Source organism: Mesorhizobium sp. WSM3859 (genome assembly GCF_002295065.1).
Lineage (GTDB): Bacteria > Pseudomonadota > Alphaproteobacteria > Rhizobiales > Rhizobiaceae > Mesorhizobium.
This window is the reverse complement of sequence record NZ_NSGG01000010.1, coordinates 51716-69576: the sequence shown is the minus strand read 5'-3', so window position 1 is coordinate 69576 and position 17861 is coordinate 51716. Positions and strand designations below refer to the sequence as shown.

The 17861-nt window shown below is 63.6% G+C and carries 25 protein-coding genes; 11 read left to right on the top strand and 14 right to left on the bottom strand.

Annotated elements, in window-relative coordinates; all coding sequences use genetic code 11:
* Nucleotides 1-42 precede the first annotated feature (42 nt).
* Nucleotides 43-525 (bottom strand): MarR family transcriptional regulator, encoded by a 483-nt coding sequence (locus CK230_RS20900; RefSeq protein WP_095819039.1) that lies wholly within the window; start codon nucleotides 523-525, stop codon nucleotides 43-45.
* 94 nt (nucleotides 526-619) lie between these two features.
* Here CK230_RS20900 and CK230_RS33180 point away from each other — a divergent pair, with 94 nt between their 5' ends.
* Nucleotides 620-787, top strand: coding sequence for a hypothetical protein (locus tag CK230_RS33180; RefSeq protein WP_164772138.1), 168 nt, complete (start codon nucleotides 620-622; stop codon nucleotides 785-787).
* Between the two features lie 81 nt (nucleotides 788-868).
* Here the strand turns inward: CK230_RS33180 and CK230_RS20895 are convergent, their stop codons facing one another.
* From CK230_RS20895 to CK230_RS20885, 3 genes are all read right to left on the bottom strand, one after another.
* Nucleotides 869-2308: a GMC family oxidoreductase gene (locus tag CK230_RS20895; RefSeq protein WP_095819038.1), complete on the bottom strand. Its 1440-nt coding sequence runs from the start codon at nucleotides 2306-2308 to the stop codon at nucleotides 869-871.
* Entirely contained in the window at nucleotides 2305-2478 is a 174-nt protein-coding gene (locus CK230_RS33175; protein WP_176480163.1) for a hypothetical protein, read from the bottom strand. Before CK230_RS33175 ends, CK230_RS20895 begins: the two co-directional genes overlap by 4 nt.
* 275 nt (nucleotides 2479-2753) lie before the next feature.
* The gene (locus CK230_RS20885) at nucleotides 2754-3515 is read right to left on the bottom strand and encodes a GGDEF domain-containing protein (protein WP_095819036.1); all 762 of its coding nucleotides are present in this window, start codon (nucleotides 3513-3515) and stop codon (nucleotides 2754-2756) included.
* Nucleotides 3516-3664: 149 nt separating this feature from the next.
* Here CK230_RS20885 and CK230_RS20880 point away from each other — a divergent pair, with 149 nt between their 5' ends.
* On the top strand, nucleotides 3665-4372 hold the full coding sequence (locus CK230_RS20880) for a pyrimidine 5'-nucleotidase (protein WP_095819035.1): 708 nt from the start codon (nucleotides 3665-3667) through the stop codon (nucleotides 4370-4372).
* 74 nt (nucleotides 4373-4446) lie between these two features.
* Here the strand turns inward: CK230_RS20880 and CK230_RS33170 are convergent, their stop codons facing one another.
* The 3 genes from CK230_RS33170 to CK230_RS33165 form a co-directional block, all read right to left on the bottom strand.
* Nucleotides 4447-4914 (bottom strand): hypothetical protein, encoded by a 468-nt coding sequence (locus tag CK230_RS33170; protein WP_176480162.1) that lies wholly within the window; start codon nucleotides 4912-4914, stop codon nucleotides 4447-4449.
* Complete coding sequence (locus CK230_RS32600) at nucleotides 4914-5366, bottom strand: hypothetical protein (RefSeq protein ID WP_141246067.1); 453 nt, start codon at nucleotides 5364-5366, stop codon at nucleotides 4914-4916. Before CK230_RS32600 ends, CK230_RS33170 begins: the two co-directional genes overlap by 1 nt.
* 175 nt (nucleotides 5367-5541) lie before the next feature.
* Nucleotides 5542-5958: a hypothetical protein gene (locus CK230_RS33165; RefSeq protein WP_176480161.1), complete on the bottom strand. Its 417-nt coding sequence runs from the start codon at nucleotides 5956-5958 to the stop codon at nucleotides 5542-5544.
* 276 nt (nucleotides 5959-6234) lie between these two features.
* On the opposite strand from CK230_RS33165, the gene CK230_RS20860 reads away from it, so the two are divergent.
* Complete coding sequence (locus tag CK230_RS20860) at nucleotides 6235-6915, top strand: sensor histidine kinase (protein ID WP_095819032.1); 681 nt, start codon at nucleotides 6235-6237, stop codon at nucleotides 6913-6915.
* Between the two features lie 368 nt (nucleotides 6916-7283).
* Nucleotides 7284-7907 (top strand): response regulator transcription factor, encoded by a 624-nt coding sequence (locus CK230_RS20855; protein WP_245429996.1) that lies wholly within the window; start codon nucleotides 7284-7286, stop codon nucleotides 7905-7907.
* A 21-nt stretch (nucleotides 7908-7928) separates the two neighbouring features.
* On the opposite strand, the gene CK230_RS20850 is transcribed toward CK230_RS20855, so the two are convergent.
* Nucleotides 7929-8768, bottom strand: a complete 840-nt coding sequence (locus tag CK230_RS20850) for an LOG family protein (RefSeq protein ID WP_095819030.1) — start codon at nucleotides 8766-8768, stop codon at nucleotides 7929-7931.
* A gap of 144 nt (nucleotides 8769-8912) precedes the next feature.
* Here CK230_RS20850 and dapD point away from each other — a divergent pair, with 144 nt between their 5' ends.
* From dapD to CK230_RS20835, 3 genes are all read left to right on the top strand, one after another.
* Nucleotides 8913-9767 (top strand): 2,3,4,5-tetrahydropyridine-2,6-dicarboxylate N-succinyltransferase, encoded by an 855-nt coding sequence (gene dapD / locus CK230_RS20845; protein ID WP_095819029.1) that lies wholly within the window; start codon nucleotides 8913-8915, stop codon nucleotides 9765-9767.
* A 127-nt stretch (nucleotides 9768-9894) separates the two neighbouring features.
* Entirely contained in the window at nucleotides 9895-10266 is a 372-nt protein-coding gene (locus CK230_RS20840; protein ID WP_176480160.1) for a DUF805 domain-containing protein, read from the top strand.
* Between the two features lie 7 nt (nucleotides 10267-10273).
* Nucleotides 10274-10975 carry a hypothetical protein gene (locus CK230_RS20835; protein WP_095819027.1) on the top strand — a complete coding sequence of 234 codons (702 nt, stop codon included), beginning with the start codon at nucleotides 10274-10276 and terminating at the stop codon, nucleotides 10973-10975.
* Between the two features lie 74 nt (nucleotides 10976-11049).
* Here the strand turns inward: CK230_RS20835 and CK230_RS20830 are convergent, their stop codons facing one another.
* On the bottom strand, nucleotides 11050-12084 hold the full coding sequence (locus CK230_RS20830; protein ID WP_095819026.1) for a 2-dehydropantoate 2-reductase: 1035 nt from the start codon (nucleotides 12082-12084) through the stop codon (nucleotides 11050-11052).
* A gap of 185 nt (nucleotides 12085-12269) precedes the next feature.
* Between CK230_RS20830 and dapE the strand changes: the two genes are divergently transcribed.
* From dapE to CK230_RS20810, 4 genes are all read left to right on the top strand, one after another.
* Nucleotides 12270-13469 carry a succinyl-diaminopimelate desuccinylase gene (gene dapE / locus CK230_RS20825; RefSeq protein WP_095819025.1) on the top strand — a complete coding sequence of 400 codons (1200 nt, stop codon included), beginning with the start codon at nucleotides 12270-12272 and terminating at the stop codon, nucleotides 13467-13469.
* A gap of 2 nt (nucleotides 13470-13471) precedes the next feature.
* Nucleotides 13472-14077, top strand: coding sequence for a transporter (locus CK230_RS20820; RefSeq protein ID WP_095819024.1), 606 nt, complete (start codon nucleotides 13472-13474; stop codon nucleotides 14075-14077).
* A gap of 82 nt (nucleotides 14078-14159) precedes the next feature.
* On the top strand, nucleotides 14160-14441 hold the full coding sequence (locus tag CK230_RS20815) for a type II toxin-antitoxin system ParD family antitoxin (protein WP_095819023.1): 282 nt from the start codon (nucleotides 14160-14162) through the stop codon (nucleotides 14439-14441).
* On the top strand, nucleotides 14438-14755 hold the full coding sequence (locus CK230_RS20810) for a type II toxin-antitoxin system RelE/ParE family toxin (RefSeq protein ID WP_095819022.1): 318 nt from the start codon (nucleotides 14438-14440) through the stop codon (nucleotides 14753-14755). Before CK230_RS20815 ends, CK230_RS20810 begins: the two co-directional genes overlap by 4 nt.
* A 12-nt stretch (nucleotides 14756-14767) precedes the next feature.
* On the opposite strand, the gene truA is transcribed toward CK230_RS20810, so the two are convergent.
* Genes truA through def form a run of 5 tightly spaced genes read right to left on the bottom strand, consistent with a single transcriptional unit; the run spans nucleotide 14768 to nucleotide 17799 of the window.
* Nucleotides 14768-15523 (bottom strand): tRNA pseudouridine(38-40) synthase TruA, encoded by a 756-nt coding sequence (gene truA, locus CK230_RS20805; protein ID WP_095819021.1) that lies wholly within the window; start codon nucleotides 15521-15523, stop codon nucleotides 14768-14770.
* A 24-nt stretch (nucleotides 15524-15547) separates the two neighbouring features.
* Nucleotides 15548-16054 carry an N-acetyltransferase gene (locus CK230_RS20800; RefSeq protein ID WP_095819020.1) on the bottom strand — a complete coding sequence of 169 codons (507 nt, stop codon included), beginning with the start codon at nucleotides 16052-16054 and terminating at the stop codon, nucleotides 15548-15550.
* Nucleotides 16051-16983, bottom strand: a complete 933-nt coding sequence (gene fmt / locus CK230_RS20795; RefSeq protein ID WP_095819176.1) for a methionyl-tRNA formyltransferase — start codon at nucleotides 16981-16983, stop codon at nucleotides 16051-16053. Before fmt ends, CK230_RS20800 begins: the two co-directional genes overlap by 4 nt.
* Nucleotides 16984-17035: 52 nt before the next feature.
* Nucleotides 17036-17218 carry a hypothetical protein gene (locus CK230_RS20790; RefSeq protein ID WP_245429995.1) on the bottom strand — a complete coding sequence of 61 codons (183 nt, stop codon included), beginning with the start codon at nucleotides 17216-17218 and terminating at the stop codon, nucleotides 17036-17038.
* A 50-nt stretch (nucleotides 17219-17268) separates the two neighbouring features.
* A complete protein-coding gene (def, locus tag CK230_RS20785; protein ID WP_095819019.1) occupies nucleotides 17269-17799 on the bottom strand; it encodes a peptide deformylase in 531 nt (176 codons plus the stop codon).
* Nucleotides 17800-17861: the final 62 nt, after the last annotated feature.

The window sequence follows — 17861 nt, the reverse complement described above, 5'->3', positions numbered from 1 at the left end:
CAGCTGCCGGCAGGCGGCTGGGCCGCTTTGTCTTGAGGATATCTAAGCCGGCTCGGCCTTGATCCTGGCCAACTGCTCGCTCTGCAGGTCCAGCGCGGCATTGATGAAGCGCAGCACGGTCTCGAGCTCGGCATCGCTGAAGCTCGCCACCACCTTCTCGCCCTCCCGCGCGATCGCGCCGTAATAGCGCTCTGACAATTCCCTGGTCAGCGCGGTCGCCTCGATCACCACCTTGCGCCTGTCCTCCAGGCTGCGGGTTCGGGTGACGTAGCCGCGCGCCTCCAGCCGGTCGATCAATGCGGTAACGGCGGCCGGCGTCAGTCCGGTCGCAGCGGCCACGGCGCCCGCCGATTGCGGCCCGGCATAGAGCAGCCCCAGGCAATGCCGCTCGGCCGCGATCAGGCCTAGCCGCGCCCCCACCGCTTCGTCATAGGCCTGGGTGGCGTCCTGCCAGCGCATAACGGCAAGGCTGAGAGCCTTGGTCATTTCATCGCGTTTGGTGCTTGACGAATTTATTTCGACCATCTAACTATCAATCTGTCTAACATTTAGACTATCATATCAATATGCGGTGATGCTTTTGCAAGGCAAGGGCAAAGTCGCCGACAAGGAGTGAATAATGAGCTTGATCCAACAGCGCACCCCTCTCTCGAACGAGGAGGAATACAAATACGCCAAGCTGGCGATGGAATGGTATGGCTGGGGCTCGCCCATCGGCCTCGGCATCCTGCTGGTGGCGCTTGCGGCCGCGGCCGTGCTGGTGCGCATCGCCGTCTACGGCCTTTGAGCGAAGTCACAATTTCCCCCAAAAGCGCCAGGGCGTCGCCGGTTGACACTCCAGACGCCGGCGCCGCCGGCGTCTCGGAGATCAGACGGCGATCACCTTGCCGAGATGCTCGCCCAGCCGGCAGGCGAGCGCGGTGATGGTCGTCGTCGGGTTGCACTGGCCCGAGGTGCAGAACACCGAGGAGCCGCCGACATAGAGATTGTCCATGCCGTGCACCTTGCAATTGGCGTCGACGACGCTCTTCGAGACATCGGTTCCCATGCGCGTGCCGCCCATATGGTGGTGGCCGGCCGTCTCCTCATTGGTCGGGTAATCGGCGCCATTGCTGATCCAGTCGTCGATGCGGACGCGGCCGAGGTTCTTCTGCGCCATCGTCGTGCCGAAAAGCCTCAGCCCCTCAAGCAGCGTGCGACGCTCGAGCGGCGACTTCTTCCAGTGCAGCTCGATGCGCGGCACGCCGGCAGGGTCGACATCGGTCTTCGACAGCTCGATCTGGTTCGAGGCGAGCGGCGCCTGCTCCCAGGCAACGTAGAGTTGGGCGGCGCAGCGCAGCCTCTGGTCGAGCTGGGACGACATCCACTCCGCCATGTTCGGCGCGGTGCAGGCGAGGTCGGCGATCAGCTTCTTGACATTGGGATAGGGGCTCTCGATCAATCGGATGCCGAAATTCATGATCTGCAACCGCTCCATCGCGGCAAGCGTCGGCGAGAAGAAGGCTTCGTTCGAGGCGTCGACCTCGAACTCCGAATAGTTGGCGAGGATGGCGTTGCCGCCCTCGAAGGTCGGATGCTCCATCCAGTAGCGGCCGAGCGCCGCCGCGTTCGGCACCACGCCGCCATTCGAGCGCTCGTTCGACCACAACAGCAGCCGCGAGTTCTCCAGCCCGCCGGTGCAGGTGACGAAATAGTCCGCGCTGAAGGTGCCGGCGTCCTGCCCGTTCGACCACAGCTTCGCGCCGATGACGCGCTTGCCGTCGCCGATGAGCTCGGTCGCGTAGGTGTTGAGCACGACGGCGATGTTTTTGCTCTGGTCGAGCTCGTCGGCGAATTTCTCGGCGAAACGAACCGCCGGGCTCTTGATCAACTGCACCCAGCGAATGTCGTCCGAAACCTGGACGTCCGGACGGAACGCCGGAAGCTCGAGGATGTCATGGACTTCGCCAAGATAGGGCTCGATGTCGGCGCGGCTGATCGGCCAGCCGGTGTCCGGCGCCCAGGCCTTGGGTTCGAAATCCTGCTTGTCGAGCACGCGGCACCAGCCTGCCCAGTGGTTGGACGAGCCGCCCATGAAGCGCAGCCTGGTGATGTCGAGGTCGAAATAGAAATCGCCGACCGTCTTGCCGCGGTAGAAATCCTGCGATTGGTCGCTGAACTCGCGCGAGCCCGCCTCCAGGACGACGACCGGAATGCCGGCGGCGCCCAGCTTCCTGGCGATCGTCGTGCCGGCGGGACCGGAGCCTAGGATGCAGGCCCTGGGTTTGAAGCCGGCCTGCTTGTAGGCTTCATAGCTGTCGAAGATCATGCGAGGTCGCTCCGCCGCAGGATCCATCCGTTGATCTCGACGATTTCATCGCGGTCGATCTCGTCAGGGTTGGCAGGGGCCGGCTGGTTGCGGAACAGCGACAGGGCGGGCAACGCGATCAACGCCCGCACGATCGCGCGACGCGACATTTTTCTTATGAAGCTGCTCATGACGCGTCTCTCGTTAGGGGCCTCGATCCACGCATGCCGCTCCTGAACGGCACACATACCGCCGAGGAGGCCAATTCCGTGCCAAACCCGGGTGAAGACGGCGTTACACCCGTAAGTTTAGCGCGGTTGAATATGGACATGGTTAGGGCTTTCCTAAAGCGCGTCGCACTGAAGCGGTTCAGGCACCGCGCTTTTGAGTTTTGTTTTGATGCATGTCGTTGCCCCAAAACCGCTTCGCACTTTTGGGCGACATGCATGACGCCCGCGGCAAAGCTTCAAGCCGCTTCGGGAAGTTCGCGGTCGACAATCGAAAGATTGCGGCCGCGGTTCTTCGCCTCATAGAGCCTGCGGTCTGCCGCGCGCATCAAATCGGAAACGGTTGCGCCCTCGCCGCAGCTTATGCCTCCGATCGAGACGGTGAGCGGCACGGTGCGCTCGTCGCCAGGGCGAAACCGGATCAGCTCGACCTCGCGGCGGATGCGTTCGGCGACGTGCTTGGCCTCATGCTCGCTGGCGCCGACGAGGAAAGCCGCGAATTCCTCGCCGCCAATGCGGCCGAGCACGTCGCCGCTGCGCACGCCGCGCTCGATCGCGCCGGCGATCAGAAGCAGCGCTTCGTCTCCCGTCAAATGACCGTAGCTGTCATTGATCCGCTTGAAGTGATCGGCGTCGATGATGAGCAGCGCGCCGCGATCGCTCTTGCGCCGCGACGCGTCGAGCACGGCAAAGAAGGTTTCGCGATTGAGCATGCCGGTCATGTCGTCGCGGCTTGCCTTTTCGGAGAGGCGCCTGTGCGCGGCGGCGAGCTGCGCGTGGGCACGGGCAAGCTCGCGATGGGCGTTCTGCAGCCGGTCGCTGTGCCAGAAGGTGCCGGCGCTGGCGGCCCAGGCGAGCATGAGCGGGCATACCGTCGATGCCAGCCAGATGGTGCGGCTCATCGGAAAGCCCATTGCCGGAACCACAATCAGCGTCAACAACAGCGAGACAGCGACCGAAGCGAAGGCTACGGTAGCGGCCTTTAGAAATATGCGACTCATCACTTGCTCCCAAGGGATAGCCTCTGTGCCAGCTAGCGCTAAAGGCGACCTTTCCGGAACTTTTAAAATTTGAAGCGAGAAGCCATTTTGACAATTCGTGACGCGCATAAGTTGTGGATAAACTCGGCGTCGGCATGCCATAAGAAACCATGACGATGACACCCGACCCCGCCCGCTTTGCCCATGTCACGGACTGGGTGTTCGACCTCGACAACACGCTTTATCCGCATCACTCGAACCTGTTCGCGCAGATCGATGTGAAGATGACCGCCTATGTCGGCGAGCTGCTGACGCTTTCACGCGACGACGCGCGCAAGCTCCAGAAGGAACTTTACCTGGAATACGGCACGACGCTGAACGGGCTGATGAAGCGGCACGGCATCGATCCCGACGATTTCCTCGAGAAGGTGCACGACATCGACTATTCGCGGCTGGTGCCGGATCCGGTGCTGGGCGCGGCGATCCGCCAGCTTCCGGGGCGCAAATTCATCTTCACCAATGGCGACCGCAGGCATGCCGAGCGCACCGCGCGCCAGCTGGGCATTTTGGAGCATTTCGACGCCATCTTCGACATCGTCGCGGCCGGGCTCAATCCCAAGCCGGAGCGCCAGACCTATGAACGCTTCGCCGAGTTGCACTCGGTGACCGGGCACAATGCGGTGATGTTCGAGGATCTGGCGCGCAATCTGGCCGTGCCGAAATCGCTCGGCATGACGACCGTGCTGGTGGTGCCGCGCAATTTCGAACCGACCTTCTCGGAAATCTGGGAACGCGACCCGGCGAATGATGACGACGTCGATTTCGTCACCGACGACCTCTCCGGTTTCCTGACCTCGATCGTCGACGTGGCGGCCTGAACTCTGTTGCATAGGCGTGCCTTGGCGATTGGCCGAAATGCGCATCGCGATCGTCATCCACGGGCGGAGGGCACCTAGTCGAAATCCGGAATCGTGCCGGGCGGCAATCCCAGTCGGCCGTTCAGCTCCTTCAAGAACCGGCACAGATCCGGATTGCCGGCTGCTCCCGTACCGTTGCCATTGCCGTCGGACGCGTAGCCGTTGCCGTGGCCGTTGCCGCAATTGGCGTTGCCGTTGAAGCTGCCGCCATTGAAATTGCCGCTGAAGCTTCCGGCATTGCCGTTGCCGTTGAAATTGCCGCTGTTGCCGTTGCCGTTGAAGTTGCCGGTATTCCCATTGCCGTTGAAATTTCCGGTATTGCCAAGGCCGTTGGCGACACCGGCGCCGATTGGAAGATCGGCAATCCTGACCAGGGTCGAGGCATCGGCGGCCAGCAATGCGGCAAGCAGGGTGCCGAGCGCGAGGCCGTTGCCATCAAGCAGCCTCGCCGCTACCCGACGCTCGCCGGGCCGGGCGGGTCGGGATGATTTCAGCCCGGTCATCAGCGGTTCCCCCGGCCGTTGAAGTTGCCGTTGAAGGAACCGACATTGCCGTTGCCGTTGAACGACCCGCCGTTGAAGTTGCCATTGCCGGCGCCGACGTTGCTGTTGCCGTTGTATTCGCCGGTGTTGCCGTTGCCGTTGAAGGAGCCGATGTTGCCGTTGCCGCTCGTCGCCGAGGTGTTGTTGTTGCCGTTGAACGCGCCGACATTGCCGGTACCGCTGTTGAAGGCGCCGACATTGCCGCTGCCGCTGTTCTTATAGCCGAGATTGCCGCCGAAATTGCCGAGGGGATCCATGCCCCTGACGTTCGAGCCGATAGCCTGGCCGTATTTGCCGACCGCCGCCTGGACGGCCGACCTGCCGAAGGCCTGGCTGCCCGTCGCGGTGTCGGCCTTCGCCGCGGTTGCGCTCAACAACCCCAGGCATAGCGCCGGTATGACGTAGCGTTTCATCTGCGAGCTCCTTCCATGGCTTTGCTTTTGAAATTGGAACCAGTCCGAAAGGACTGGGACCGCCGGCGACATGTCGCGATAGCCTTGCGCGGGGGACGGGCGCGTGGCTCGGCGGTCCCAGAGCCATCAGCGTCTTTCCAAGGTGAAGCTTGGTGACGCTGGCGGTTGGACGGCGTTACTGGTTCGCGTTGCCGTTCCCGTTGCCGTTGCCGGCACCCCAGTTTCCGTTGCCGTTGGCATTGCCGTTGCCGAGGCCGGCATTGGCGTTGCCGTTCAAGTTGCCGTTGCCGAGGCCGAAATTGCCGTTGCCATTGCCATTGCCGTTGGCGATGCCGGCATTCAAGTTGCCGTTATAGTTGCCGTTGAAGGCGCCCCAGTTGCCGTTGCCGTTCCCGTTGCCGTTGCCGAAGCCGAAATTGCCATTGCCGTTGAAGTTGCCGTTGAAGGCGCCGGTATTGGCATTGCCGTTGCCGTTGCCGTTGCCGACGCCGACATTGCCGTTGCCATTGCCGTTACCGCTACCGATGGACACTGCGGATGCCGTGCCAGTCAGAGCCGCCAGGACAGCCGCGGCCAGGATGATCTTTCTCATGACGTTCTCCTTCGTTTGCGTTGAGCTTCCCAGGCAATTCAAGATGACCGGGAGGACGCTTGAAGGATGCACGCAGAAATAGTGGCGATACATTCGGGCTGATCAGCAGGCGCTGTCGGTTTTTCTGCTGATCCCGGTGTCAGGAAAAGTTGAAGCAATCAGGAAAAAACTGACAGGCATAAAAGCATATGCCGGGTGTATATTGCGCGAGGTATCAGCCCCTTGTGCCTTTTCTCGCGAGGCCGGCACTTGGGTGTTGATGGGAGAAGAAAGTCGATGGAGGGTGGCATCGACACCGGCAAAGACAATAGAGCGAAACTCCGGCGTCCGGGCCTGGCGCGGCATCTGGTTGCCGTGCAGGAAGAGCAGCGCCTGCGCCTGTCGCGCGAGTTGCATGACGATCTGGGCCAGATGCTGGCCAGCGTCGCGCTCGAGTTGCACATGGTCCGCGCCGGCTCGCGCCTGATGGACAACCGCCTCGCGCGCGCCGCGATGCTTGTCGACCAGCTGAGCGCCAGGGTGCATGAGGTGGCCTGGAGCCTGCGGCCCGCCGACCTCGATCGTCTCGGCCTGCGCGCTTCGGTCGAGGATCTGGCGACAATGCTTTGCAGCCAGCTCGGCATTCCATGCGAGATGGATCTCGAAGCCCTTTCGAACCCGTTGCCCGCCGAGACCGCGCTCACGCTTTATCGTATCGCACAGGAGGCGCTTACCAATGTCGGCAAGCATGCCCAGCCAAGCCGGGTAAGCGTAACGGCCCATATCCAGGACGATCGAATGCGCCTGACAATCGAGGATGACGGCCGCGGCTTTGACGGCCGCGTCGAACTCGGTCCGGGCCACCTGGGACTTGCCGGAATGCGGGAGCGGCTGGCGCTGGTCGGCGGTGAATTGACCGTCGAAACGGCCACGATGAAAGGAACTACCGTTTATGCGGATGTGCCGTTGGCACATTGAAAGGTGGGGGAGGGTTGCGCCTTCCAAGGACAGCCTGACACGGTCGCTTCGGCTTCGGGCCTGGTTCGTCGCGTTTTGCCAAGTGTCTCGTTTTGCATCAGTTCGGATGGCAAAACCGTGACGCTCCCCTCCTAAACTCGTCTACGTGAAGCGCTGCACATCCCGGACATTAGTCACGACTTACAATTCGCGCTCATAGGGTTAGGCGGGGGATGGCTTACCCGTTGCGGTCGTTTAAGGCCTGAGGAAGACGGGCGTCCCGCGACATGCGGGGCAGTTGCCTAGACCATCAAGGACAAGAGGCCTCTTCCGGAGGAAGGGCTCTTCACGACTGATGGAGGTTAAAGGTGCGCTGCAGGCGGATATTTTTGGTCGACGACCACCCGATCATGCTGTCGGGGGTCGGGGCGATGATCAACAGCCAGGACGACCTGACGGTCGTCGGCCTGGCCGGGAACGTCGAGGATGCCCTTGAAGGGATCGGCAAGACGCTGCCCGATGTCGCCGTGGTCGATATATCGCTTCCCGGCGACAGTGGGGTCACGCTGATCGAAAAGCTCGGTGAGCGCTTTCCCGAGGTCAGCTGCATAGCGTTGACGGCGCATGAGGACCCCGGCTGCCTGCGTCAGGTGCTTGCAGCCGGTGGCCGCGGCTTCGTGGTCAAGCGCGCGACCGCGACGGACCTCTTGCAGGCGATCCGATGCGTGCTGGCCGGTGACAATTATGTCGATCCCGCACTCGCGGCGCGCATCCTGAGCCCGCGCAGCGCCCCGCAGGGCGATCCGGGCAATCTCAGCCAACGGGAGCGGTCGGTGATCCAGCTGGTGGCGCTCGGCTACAGCAACAAGGAAATCTCGTCCCGCCTCAACCTCAGCATCAAGACGATCGAAACCTATCGCACCAGGGCGTCCGAGAAGCTCGAGCTCCGCTCGCGGGCGGCCATTGTGCGCTTCGCGCACTCGAATGGCTGGCTGGCCGAGTTGCCCGCGTAGCAGGCGGCGGCTGTGGCCGATCTAGAGCTTGTAGAAGCGTCGGATGATGTCCCAGGCTTCCTCGGCGGTGTCGACGAAATCGATTATGTCCTGATCGCCGGGCGAGATCGTCCCCTGCTCGGCGAGGAAATCGAGGTCGATCACCCTTCGCCAGAAGGCCTTGCCGAACAGGATCACCGGCACCCGCTCCATGCGCCCGGTCTGGATCAGGGTCAGCGTCTCGAAGAACTCGTCCATCGTGCCGAAGCCGCCCGGAAACACGGCGACCGCCTTGGCGCGCATGACGAAATGCATCTTGCGGATGGCGAAGTAGTGGAAGTTGAAGCAGAGCTCCGGCGTGACATAGGCGTTGGGCGCCTGCTCGTGCGGCAGCACGATGTTCAAGCCGATCGACGGGGCGCCGACATCGTCGGCGCCGCGGTTGCCCGCCTCCATGACACCAGGCCCGCCGCCGGTGACGACGACATATTCACGATAATAGGAGGTGGCCGATTGCTGCGAGCACAGACGGGCGAATTTGCGCGCTTCCTCGTAGTATTTGCTGTTCGCCTCGAGGTTCTTCTTCTGCGTCTCGTTCTTGGCCGCCCAGGCTTCGCCGCCCGGCTCGGGCAAGCGGGCGCCGCCGAACAGGATCACGGTCGAGCGGATGCCGCGTTCGGCCAGGATCATTTCCGGCTTCAGGAGCTCGAGCTGCAGCCGCACGGCGCGCAATTCGCGCCGCGTCATGAAGTCCGGATCGTTCCAGGCGAGCCGATAGGTTTCGGCACGTGTCTGCGGGGTGTCCGGCACGCTTTTCGCGCGTTCCAGGTCCTCGTCCGAATGCGGTAGCGGCGTCCACCCCGCCTTTTCCATGGGAGTCATCGAATCCACCCGTCCAATTCCCTTAACTGCGCCGTCCCGTGACGCTGGCGCGATTGACCCTCATTCAGCCTTAACATAGGGTCCGCGCGACTTTTAAACAGGTTAAGGCTGAGCCCCTTAACAGCTTGGTAATGGAGCGAAATCATGTCGAAGCCGGATCTGGCGAGCCTCGAAACGACCATCGAAAAGGCTTTCGAGGAGAGCGAGGCGATTTCGACGGCGACGCGCGGCGAGACGCGCGAGGCCATCCAGGCGGCGCTCGACCTGCTCGACCGCGGCGTCGCCCGCGTCGCGCAGCGACAGGACGACGGCAGCTGGCATGTCAACCAGTGGCTGAAGAAGGCGGTGCTGCTCTCCTTCCGGCTGAACCCGATGGAGATCATCAAGGGCGGCCCCGGCCAGGCCGTGTGGTGGGACAAGGTGCCATCGAAGTTCGACGGCTGGAGCGCCGTCGATTTCGAGAAGGCCGGCTTCCGCGCCGTGCCGTCCTCGATCGTGCGCCGTTCGGCCTATGTCGCGCCGGGCGCCGTGCTGATGCCGTCCTTCGTCAATGTCGGCGCCTATGTCGATTCGGGCACCATGGTCGACACGTGGGCCTCGGTCGGCTCCTGCGCCCAGATCGGCAAGAACGTGCATCTTTCCGGCGGCGTCGGCATCGGCGGCGTGCTGGAGCCGATGCAGGCCGGCCCGACCATCATCGAGGACAATTGCTTCATCGGCGCGCGCTCGGAAGTGGTCGAGGGCTGCATCGTGCGCGAAGGATCGGTACTCGGCATGGGCGTGTTCATCGGCCAGTCGACCAAGATCGTCGACCGCGCCACCGGCGAGGTGTTCTACGGCGAGGTGCCGGCAAACTCGGTGGTCGTCGCCGGCTCGATGCCGGGCAAGAATTTCCCGAACAATGAGCCCGGTCCGAGCCTCTACTGCGCCGTCATCGTCAAGCGCGTCGACGCCAAGACGCGTTCAAAGACCTCGATCAACGAATTGCTGCGCGATTGATCCTGCCTAAAGCGCGTCGCGATCTTTCAGAATCGCTCCCTGCGCTTTAGGTTTTGATCTTGCGCATGTCTTTGTCCCGAAACCGGTTCCCACTTTCGGGAGACATGCTTTGACGGAGCGGAAGCGATTGTCTGAAAGATCGCAATTCTTCTGGCTGTTCTTCAGCCTTTCGGGGCGGCTGAGCCCGGTCGCCTATGCGCTGGCCGGGGTTTTGCTGGTGCTCGTCCAGTTTTTCCCGTTCTACCAATTCGCGCGGGTGGAGTTGAACACCACCGCCAGCCAGAACTGGGCCATGATATGCTGGGGCGTGCTGCTGATCTCGGCCTGGGCCACCTTCGCGGTGACGGCAAAGCGCTTCCATGATTTCGGCAAGCCGACCTATTTTGCGCTGATCTCGCTCATCATCGGTCCCATCCTGCTCATCATCCTCTCCTGTTTCCGCAGCGATCCCGGACCGAACCGCTACGGCAGGCGCACCAACGCGCCGGCCGATTCGTGAGGCCGTCATGCGCTACCGCGCGCTCGATCCGCAACTGATCATCGAGACGGCCGAAAGGCTGGAGGGACGGATCGGCGAGCGTTTTCCGGATGCCGGCCTGCGCGGCGTCGCCGCCGAACTGGTGTCGCTGTCGCGGGACCTCGCCAAGGCGGCGAGGGAACTGGAGGCGCCGATCTGGTGGCTGCGCGGCGTCATCATCGCGGCCTTCATCGCCGGCGTGGCGGTGTTCCTGTTCGTCGGCACGATCCTGCCGCTCGACCGCATCTCCGGCGCCGACGACGCAGTGCAGTCGGTGCAAGGCATCGAAGCGACGATCAACACGGTGATCCTGGCCGTGCTCGGGCTGCTGGCGCTGGTCCGCACCGAGGAGCGCATCAAGCGCAAGAAGGTCTTCCGCCAGCTGCATGGGCTGCGCTCGCTGATCCATGTCATCGACATGCACCAGCTGACCAAGGATCCCGCGGCGCTGTCGGCCGAGTTCAAGCCGACCGCGCACTCGCCCGCCCGCATCACCAACGCCGCGGACCTTGCGCGCTATCTCGACTATTGCTCGGAGATGCTGTCGATCACCGGCAAGATCGCGGCGCTGTTCGCGCAGTCGGTCAATGACGATGTCGTCATCGACGGGGTCAACGACATCGAGAACCTGAGCTCCAACCTGTCGCGCAAGATCTGGCAGAAGATCACGCTGATCGAGGGCCGCCGATAGAGCGGTTCACCGTTTCAAGGAAACGGCGAACCGCTCTATCCTTTTGTTTTTGCGCAATTCCGGACGGAAAACCGTCACACTTTTCCTGGAATTGCGCTGACCGCACCCGGCCCGAGGCCGGGGGGACCGCGCTTTTCCGTTTCCGCCTGACGCACCAGAGCCGCGACCCGTTCATTCATCGGCGTCGGGATGCCGGCCTGCCTGGCCAGGCGAATGACCGCGCCCTGCAATTCATCGATCTCGGTCTGGCGGCCGCGCTTGAGATCGTCCCACATCGACGAGCGGGCTTCTGGATCGATCGCCAGCATGCGGCGCGCCAGGAGGCCGAACAGCCAGTCGGGCAGCCGCAGCACTTTCGGCAGCAGCGCCGGCGGCAGGCCGCTGATGCGCGCCGGCGCGATCCCCGCCGCCCTCATCGCGGCGAGCGCCTCGTCGATCTGGGCGGCCAGGATCACGCGCCAGCTCCGGTCGGCCAGTTGCCTGGCCAGCGGCAGGTCGGAGAGCGCCACCAGGGCATTGTTGAGGTTCATCAGCAGTTTGCTCCACTGCACCGCCTTCATGTCGGCGCGCGCCTCGACGGCAAGCCCGTCGACATCGAGCCGCTCGGCAAGCCCATGGATGCCGGCGTCGATCATCACCTCGCCCTGGCTGGCGCGATGGACGCGGAACGGCAGCTCGCCATCCGGCGACCGGACGACGTTGAACATCACCATGCCGGTCAGCACCCGCCGTTCAGGGAGCGCGGCGCGCAGCCGGTCGGCATTGTCGACGCCGTTCTGCAGGCTGATCACGACCGCATTCGGGCGCCCGTGGACGGCGATCACCCCGGCCATTTCCGCGGTCGCGCCGCTCTTCACCGTCACCAGGATGACGTCCGCCTCGCGCAGCGCCATCGCCGGATCGTCGGTGACCGTAATCGCTTGCGCTGCGAGGTGCCGGTCGCGGCCATCGAGATCGCTGACGCGGAGCCCGTCTTTGCGCATGACATCGACGACGCGGCCGCGGCCGAGGAAAACAACCTTGCGTCCCGCGAGCGCCAGGCAGCCGCCGACATAGCAGCCGATGCTGCCGGCGCCGGCTATCGCGATGGTGCTTGCTTCGCTGGCCATGCATTTGTCCCCGTTTGGCGTCCTCGCCTGGCTGCCGACTTGCCATGATGCATGTCGTCCTCCCAGAACCGCTGCACGTCCGGGCGACATGCATTTATACGTGATGAAAACCATATTGTCGGCGCCATGACCGGCGATCATCTGCCACCGTGACACGACAAACGCTTTCGACTATCGCTTTGCCCATGACATTGCCGACCGATCCCGCCGCGAATCTTGCCGCCCTGATCCGCTGTCCGTCCGTAACACCCGCCGAAGGTGGGGCGCTCGCCGCGCTGGAGGACATGCTGAAGCCGCTCGGTTTCTCGGTCGAGCGTCCAGTCTTCTCGGAAGACGGCACGCCGGACATCGAAAACCTCTATGCGCGGCGCTCGGGCAATGGCCCGCACCTGATGTTTGCCGGCCATACCGATGTCGTGCCGGTGGGGGACGAGATGGCATGGACGCATCCCCCCTTCGCCGCCGAAATCGCCAAAGGCGAGATGTATGGCCGCGGCGCCGTCGACATGAAGGGCGGCATCGCCTGCTTCATCGCCGCGGTGGCGCGCCGCGTCGAGAAAAACGGCGGCCCGAAAGGCTCGGTCTCGCTGCTCATCACCGGCGACGAGGAAGGACCGGCGATCAACGGCACCACCAAGCTGCTCGGCTGGGCGGCGGCCAAGGGCGAGAAGTGGGACGCCTCGATCGTCGGCGAGCCGACCAATCCGGATGCGCTGGGCGACATGATCAAGATCGGCCGGCGCGGCTCGCTGTCTGGCAGCGTGACCGTGAACGGACGCCAGGGCCATGCCGCCTATCCGCAGCTTGCCGACAACCCGGTTCGCGGCCTGATGAGCCTGGTCGACGCGCTGCTCCACCCCGTTTTCGACAAGGGAACCAAGGATTTCCAGCCGACCAACCTCGAAGTGACGTCGATCGATGTCGGCAACCCGGCGACCAACGTGGTCCCGGCCAAGGCGACGGCAACGTTCAACATCCGCTTCAACGACACTTGGGACGCCGAATCGGTGCAGGCCGAGATCCACAACAGACTCGACCAGGCGGCGGGGCGCAAGAAATACCGGCCCGGCAAGAAGACGCCGGTCGACTACGAGCTTGCCTGGCGCGACCGGCCGAGCCATGTCTTCCTCACCCGCGACGACAGGCTGATCGATACGCTGAGCAGCTCGGTCAAGGCGGTGGTCGGCAAGACGCCGGCGCTCTCCACCTCCGGCGGCACGTCGGACGCGCGCTTCATCAAGGATTATTGCCCGGTGGTCGAGTTCGGCCTGGTCGGCAAGACCATGCATATGGTGGACGAGCGCGTCGCGCTTGCCGACCTCGAGACGCTGACGCAGATCTACGAACGCTTCATCGAAGACTGGTTCGCAAAAGGCCTTTCGTGACCATGCTATCGGCGGACGAAACCTATGCTTCGCTGGCCGGCGCCTGGCGGCTGATGTTCGGCAAGGCCGACGGGCTGCGCCTGCTCGACCTTTCGGCGGACGGTTTCTGGAATTCCTTCTTCGCCATCGTCGTAGCGGCGCCGGCGCTGATTGTCGGCTGGGTCGGGATCGCCAACGAGATCGGCGATCCGGAGGCCTTCGCCGGGCGCCTCGGCATGCTGATCAGGCTGGCGACGGTGGATATCGGCTCCTGGGTGCTGCCGCTGGTGGCGCTGGCGCTGGTCGCGCCGCGCGTCGGCATCGGCGGCCGCTTCGTCCACTATGTCGTTGCCTCCAACTGGGCATCGGCGATCATCGCCTGGCTGATGCTGCCCTCCGCGCTGCTCAGGCTCTTCCTGCCCTCAACCAGCGAAATCAGCAGCCTTGTCTCACTGTTCCTGTTCGCGCTGTCGGCGCTGCTGACCTGGCGCATGACCAACGCGTCGATCGGCAAGGGCGCCGCCGTGGGCACCGCCGTCTTTGTCGGCATGTTCATCGCCTCGCTGCTCGTCCTGTTCGGCCTGCAGGCGCTGCTCGGCATCGATATACCGGACAGCACGACGGGTTGATCCTGACCGATTGACAAAGCCTTTCAATTCAGGGGCAAAGTGGTATGATAATTTCATACCATTCTCCTCGTGGAGACAAGCTATGTCCGCCACCGAAAAACGCACCTTCAGCCTGCCGGCGGAGCAAGCCGCCTTCATCGATCAACTCGTCCGCTCGGGCACCTACGCGACCAGGAGCGAAGTCATCCGCGCGGGGCTTCGCGCCCTCCAGGAGCGCGACGCGGCGGTGGAACGCTGGCTCCGCGAGGAAGTCGCACCGACCTATGATGCGTTGATGACAAACCCTGACAAAGTCATCTCGCCTGCGGAAATGGCGGAACGTGCGCGCAAGCGCCACGAGGCCCATTCGCAGAAGAAACCGTGAAGCGCCGAGTCGTCGTCTACTCGCTTGATGCTGGCGACGATCTCGACCGCATCTACACCATTGTTGCTGAAGCCAGCAGCCCCATCACTGCGGACGGCTATGATCGTCGAATACGGGCGTTCTGCGAGCGTCTCGAGCATGGCTCCGAACGTGGTAAGCGCCGTGATGACGTGCGGCCGGGCCTTCGTGTCGTCGGCTTTGAACGCCGGATCGCCGTCGCGTTCATTGTGGAGCCTGAGCGGGTCGTGATTTTGCGCCTGTTCTATGGCGGAGCGAACTGGTCGGACGTACTCGCCGGGGACGACGCCGGCTGATCGGCGCCGACCTCAGACCTCTTCCGGATAGTCGACGCCGACAAGAAAAAGCCCGTCCGGCGGCGCGACCTGGCCGCAGGCAGCACGATCGCGCGCTTCGAGCGCCGCCTTGAGATCGGCCGTGCCCCAGGAACCGTCGCCGACGCGCCTCAGCGAGCCCACCATCGAGCGCACCTGGTTGTGCAGGAAGGAGCGTGCCGAGGTCCGCACCTCGATGAAATCGCCATTGCGGCCGACATCGAGGCGGTCGAGCGTGCGGACCGGGCTTTCTGCCTGGCACTGGGTGGAGCGGAAGGTGGTGAAGTCATGCTTGCCGAGCAGCACTTTCGCCGCCTCATGCATGACCTCAGCGTCGAGCCGCTTCGGCACCCACCAGACCTTGCCTTTTTCCAGCGCCGCCGGCGCGCGGCGGTTGAGGATGCGGTAGAGATAGTGGCGGCCGGTGGCGGAAAAGCGCGCGTCGAAATCGTCGGCGACGATTGCCGCCTTGAGGATGGCGATTCGCGCGCCGGCCGCCTGCAAATGGGCATTCACCGCGTCTCGGACCTTGTCGCCCGGCCACGCTTTGGCGAGATCGACATGCGCTACCTGGGCGGTAGCGTGCACGCCGGCATCGGTGCGGCCAGCGGCCCGTATTCTCAGGTCTTCGCCGCAAAACTTCCCGATCGCCCGCTCGATCGCCTGCTGCACCGAGGGCTGGTCGGCCTGATGCTGCCAACCGGCAAACTGGCTGCCGTCATATTCGATATCGAGCCGAAAACGCGGCATGCCAGCTTGAGCTTTCGCCTTAGCCTAGGCGGCTAAAGCGGTGAAGGCCGAAGCGTAGACCAGCCTGCCGGTCTCGGGCGCGTCGCCCCAGGCCAGAGCCTGCAGCGCCTCGCCCTGATACTCGCTGTCGAACTTTGCGGCGCGGTCATGGGTGTAGCCAAAACGGCCGTAATAGGTCGGATCGCCCAGCACCACGGCCAACGTCTCGCCGGCTTCCTTAAGGCGGACATGCGCCTCGCGGATCAGCGCGCCGCCGATGCCGGTGCCGTGGAAAGAGGGCTCGACCGCCAGCGGCGCCAGCGCGACGGCCGCGAAGCGCTTGCCGCCATTTTGCACGTAAAGCCTGGAAAACAGGATGTGGCCGACGACCTGGCCATCTTCCTCGACCACCAGCTCGACGACGGCGTCGCCGCCGGTGACCAGGGCATCGACCAGGCCGGCTTCCGCCTGCTGGCCAAAGGCATGCTCTTCGACGAGGCGGATCGCCTCGCGATCCCGCGGCGTCGCCGCGCGTATCGACATCATGCTCATGTGAGTTTCGTTCCTTTTTCGATCTTGGCTCCGCGCAAAAACTCCTGCGCGGCGGCAGGCTTTCCGCCCGCCCGTTGAACTTCGACCAGCCTGACCGCACCCGATCCGCAGGCGACCGTCAGCCGGTCATCGAGAATTCCTCCCGACTCGCCGACGCCATCCGAGAGCGTCGAGCGAAGCAGTTTCAGCCGCTCCATGCGGCCGCCAATTTCGACCTCGCACCACGCGCCCGGGAAGGGCGAGAGGCCGCGAATGTGATTGTGGACTTCGCCAGAAGGCCGCGTCCAGTCTACGCGTGTCTCCGATTTATCGATCTTTCGGGCGTAGGTCACCCCTTCCGTCGCCTGCGGGGTAAATGTCAGACAATTTATCCCCAACTGCGCGAGCGCCTCGACCATCAGCGAAGCGCCCTGAACCATCAGGCGGTCATGCAATTCGCCGGCCGTCATATCGGGTGCGATGGCGCATTTTTCAACCATTGCCACCGGTCCGGTATCGAGACCCTCTTCCATCTTCATGACCATCATGCCGGTTTCGGCATCGCCGGCCATGATGGCACGCTGGATGGGAGCAGCACCACGCCAGCGTGGCAAAAGCGAGGCATGGCCGTTCAGGCAGAGCCGGGGGGCGTCCAGAATGGCTTTCGGCAGCAGCAATCCATAGGCGACGACCACCGCGGCATCGGCCTGCAGGGCGGCGAAAGCCGCCTGCTCCGCCTCACCCTTGAGCGATGTCGGCGTGCGCACTTCGAGCCCCAGCCGCTCCGCCTCGCGCTGCACCGGCGACGGCGTCAGCTCCAGCCCACGCCGGCCGGCGGCACGCGGCGGCTGCGTGTAGACGGCCGCGATCTCGTGGCCGGCCTCGGCGATAGCGCGTAGCGTCGGCACGGAAAAGTCCGGCGTGCCCATGAAGATGACGCGAAGCGGCATGACGGATTTGCCCTTTTTCAACCGCCCGCTCAGGCGCTTGCTTTCAAAAAGTTCACGAATTCCCGGTCAATCCGTCGAAGTCGCGCTTTCTCTCAGCCTCAATCTCAATCATGATATCGGCAAATTCGTCGCCGATCGCGCCTTCAGACACAAAGGCGCTGCGGATCGCATCCCATGCGGAAACCCGCGGTTCTCGCCTGGATTCAGGAATGCTGCTGATCGGAGTGTCGCCCATGGAAACCTTCGACTGATTTCAGTGAATCCGGGGCCCAGGAGGATATCGCCTCAGCCCACCATCTTGCCCGGCACCTTGTCCTTGGCGAGCTTCTTGAACTTGCGCACCACCATGTCGCGCTTCAGCTTGGAGATGTGGTCGATGAACAGCACGCCGTTGAGGTGGTCGATCTCGTGCTGCAGGCAAGTTGCCATCAACCCCTCGGCCTGCATCTCCTGCAATTTGCCGTCGCGGTCGAGATATTTCACCCGCACGGAAGCCGGGCGCTCGACCTCGGCATAATAGTCTGGGATCGACAGGCAGCCTTCCTCGTAGACGGAACGCTGGTCGGAACTCTCGAGCACTTCCGGATTGATGAAGACATGCGGCTGAGGCTCTTCGCCTTCCTTGGCGAGGTCGATCACCAGCAGCCGCCGAGGCTCGCCGACCTGGATCGCCGCAAGGCCGATGCCCGGCGCGTCATACATGGTCTCCAGCATGTCGTCGGCGAGGTTGCGCAGATCGGCGTCGACGCGCTCCACCGGCTTGGAAACCTGGCGCAGGACGGGATCGGGAAGGATGATGAGCGGCTTTATCGACATGGCGTCTCACCTAAGACTTCGCTTGAGAGGCGTCAACGGGGGCAGCTTTTCCATGTTCACGT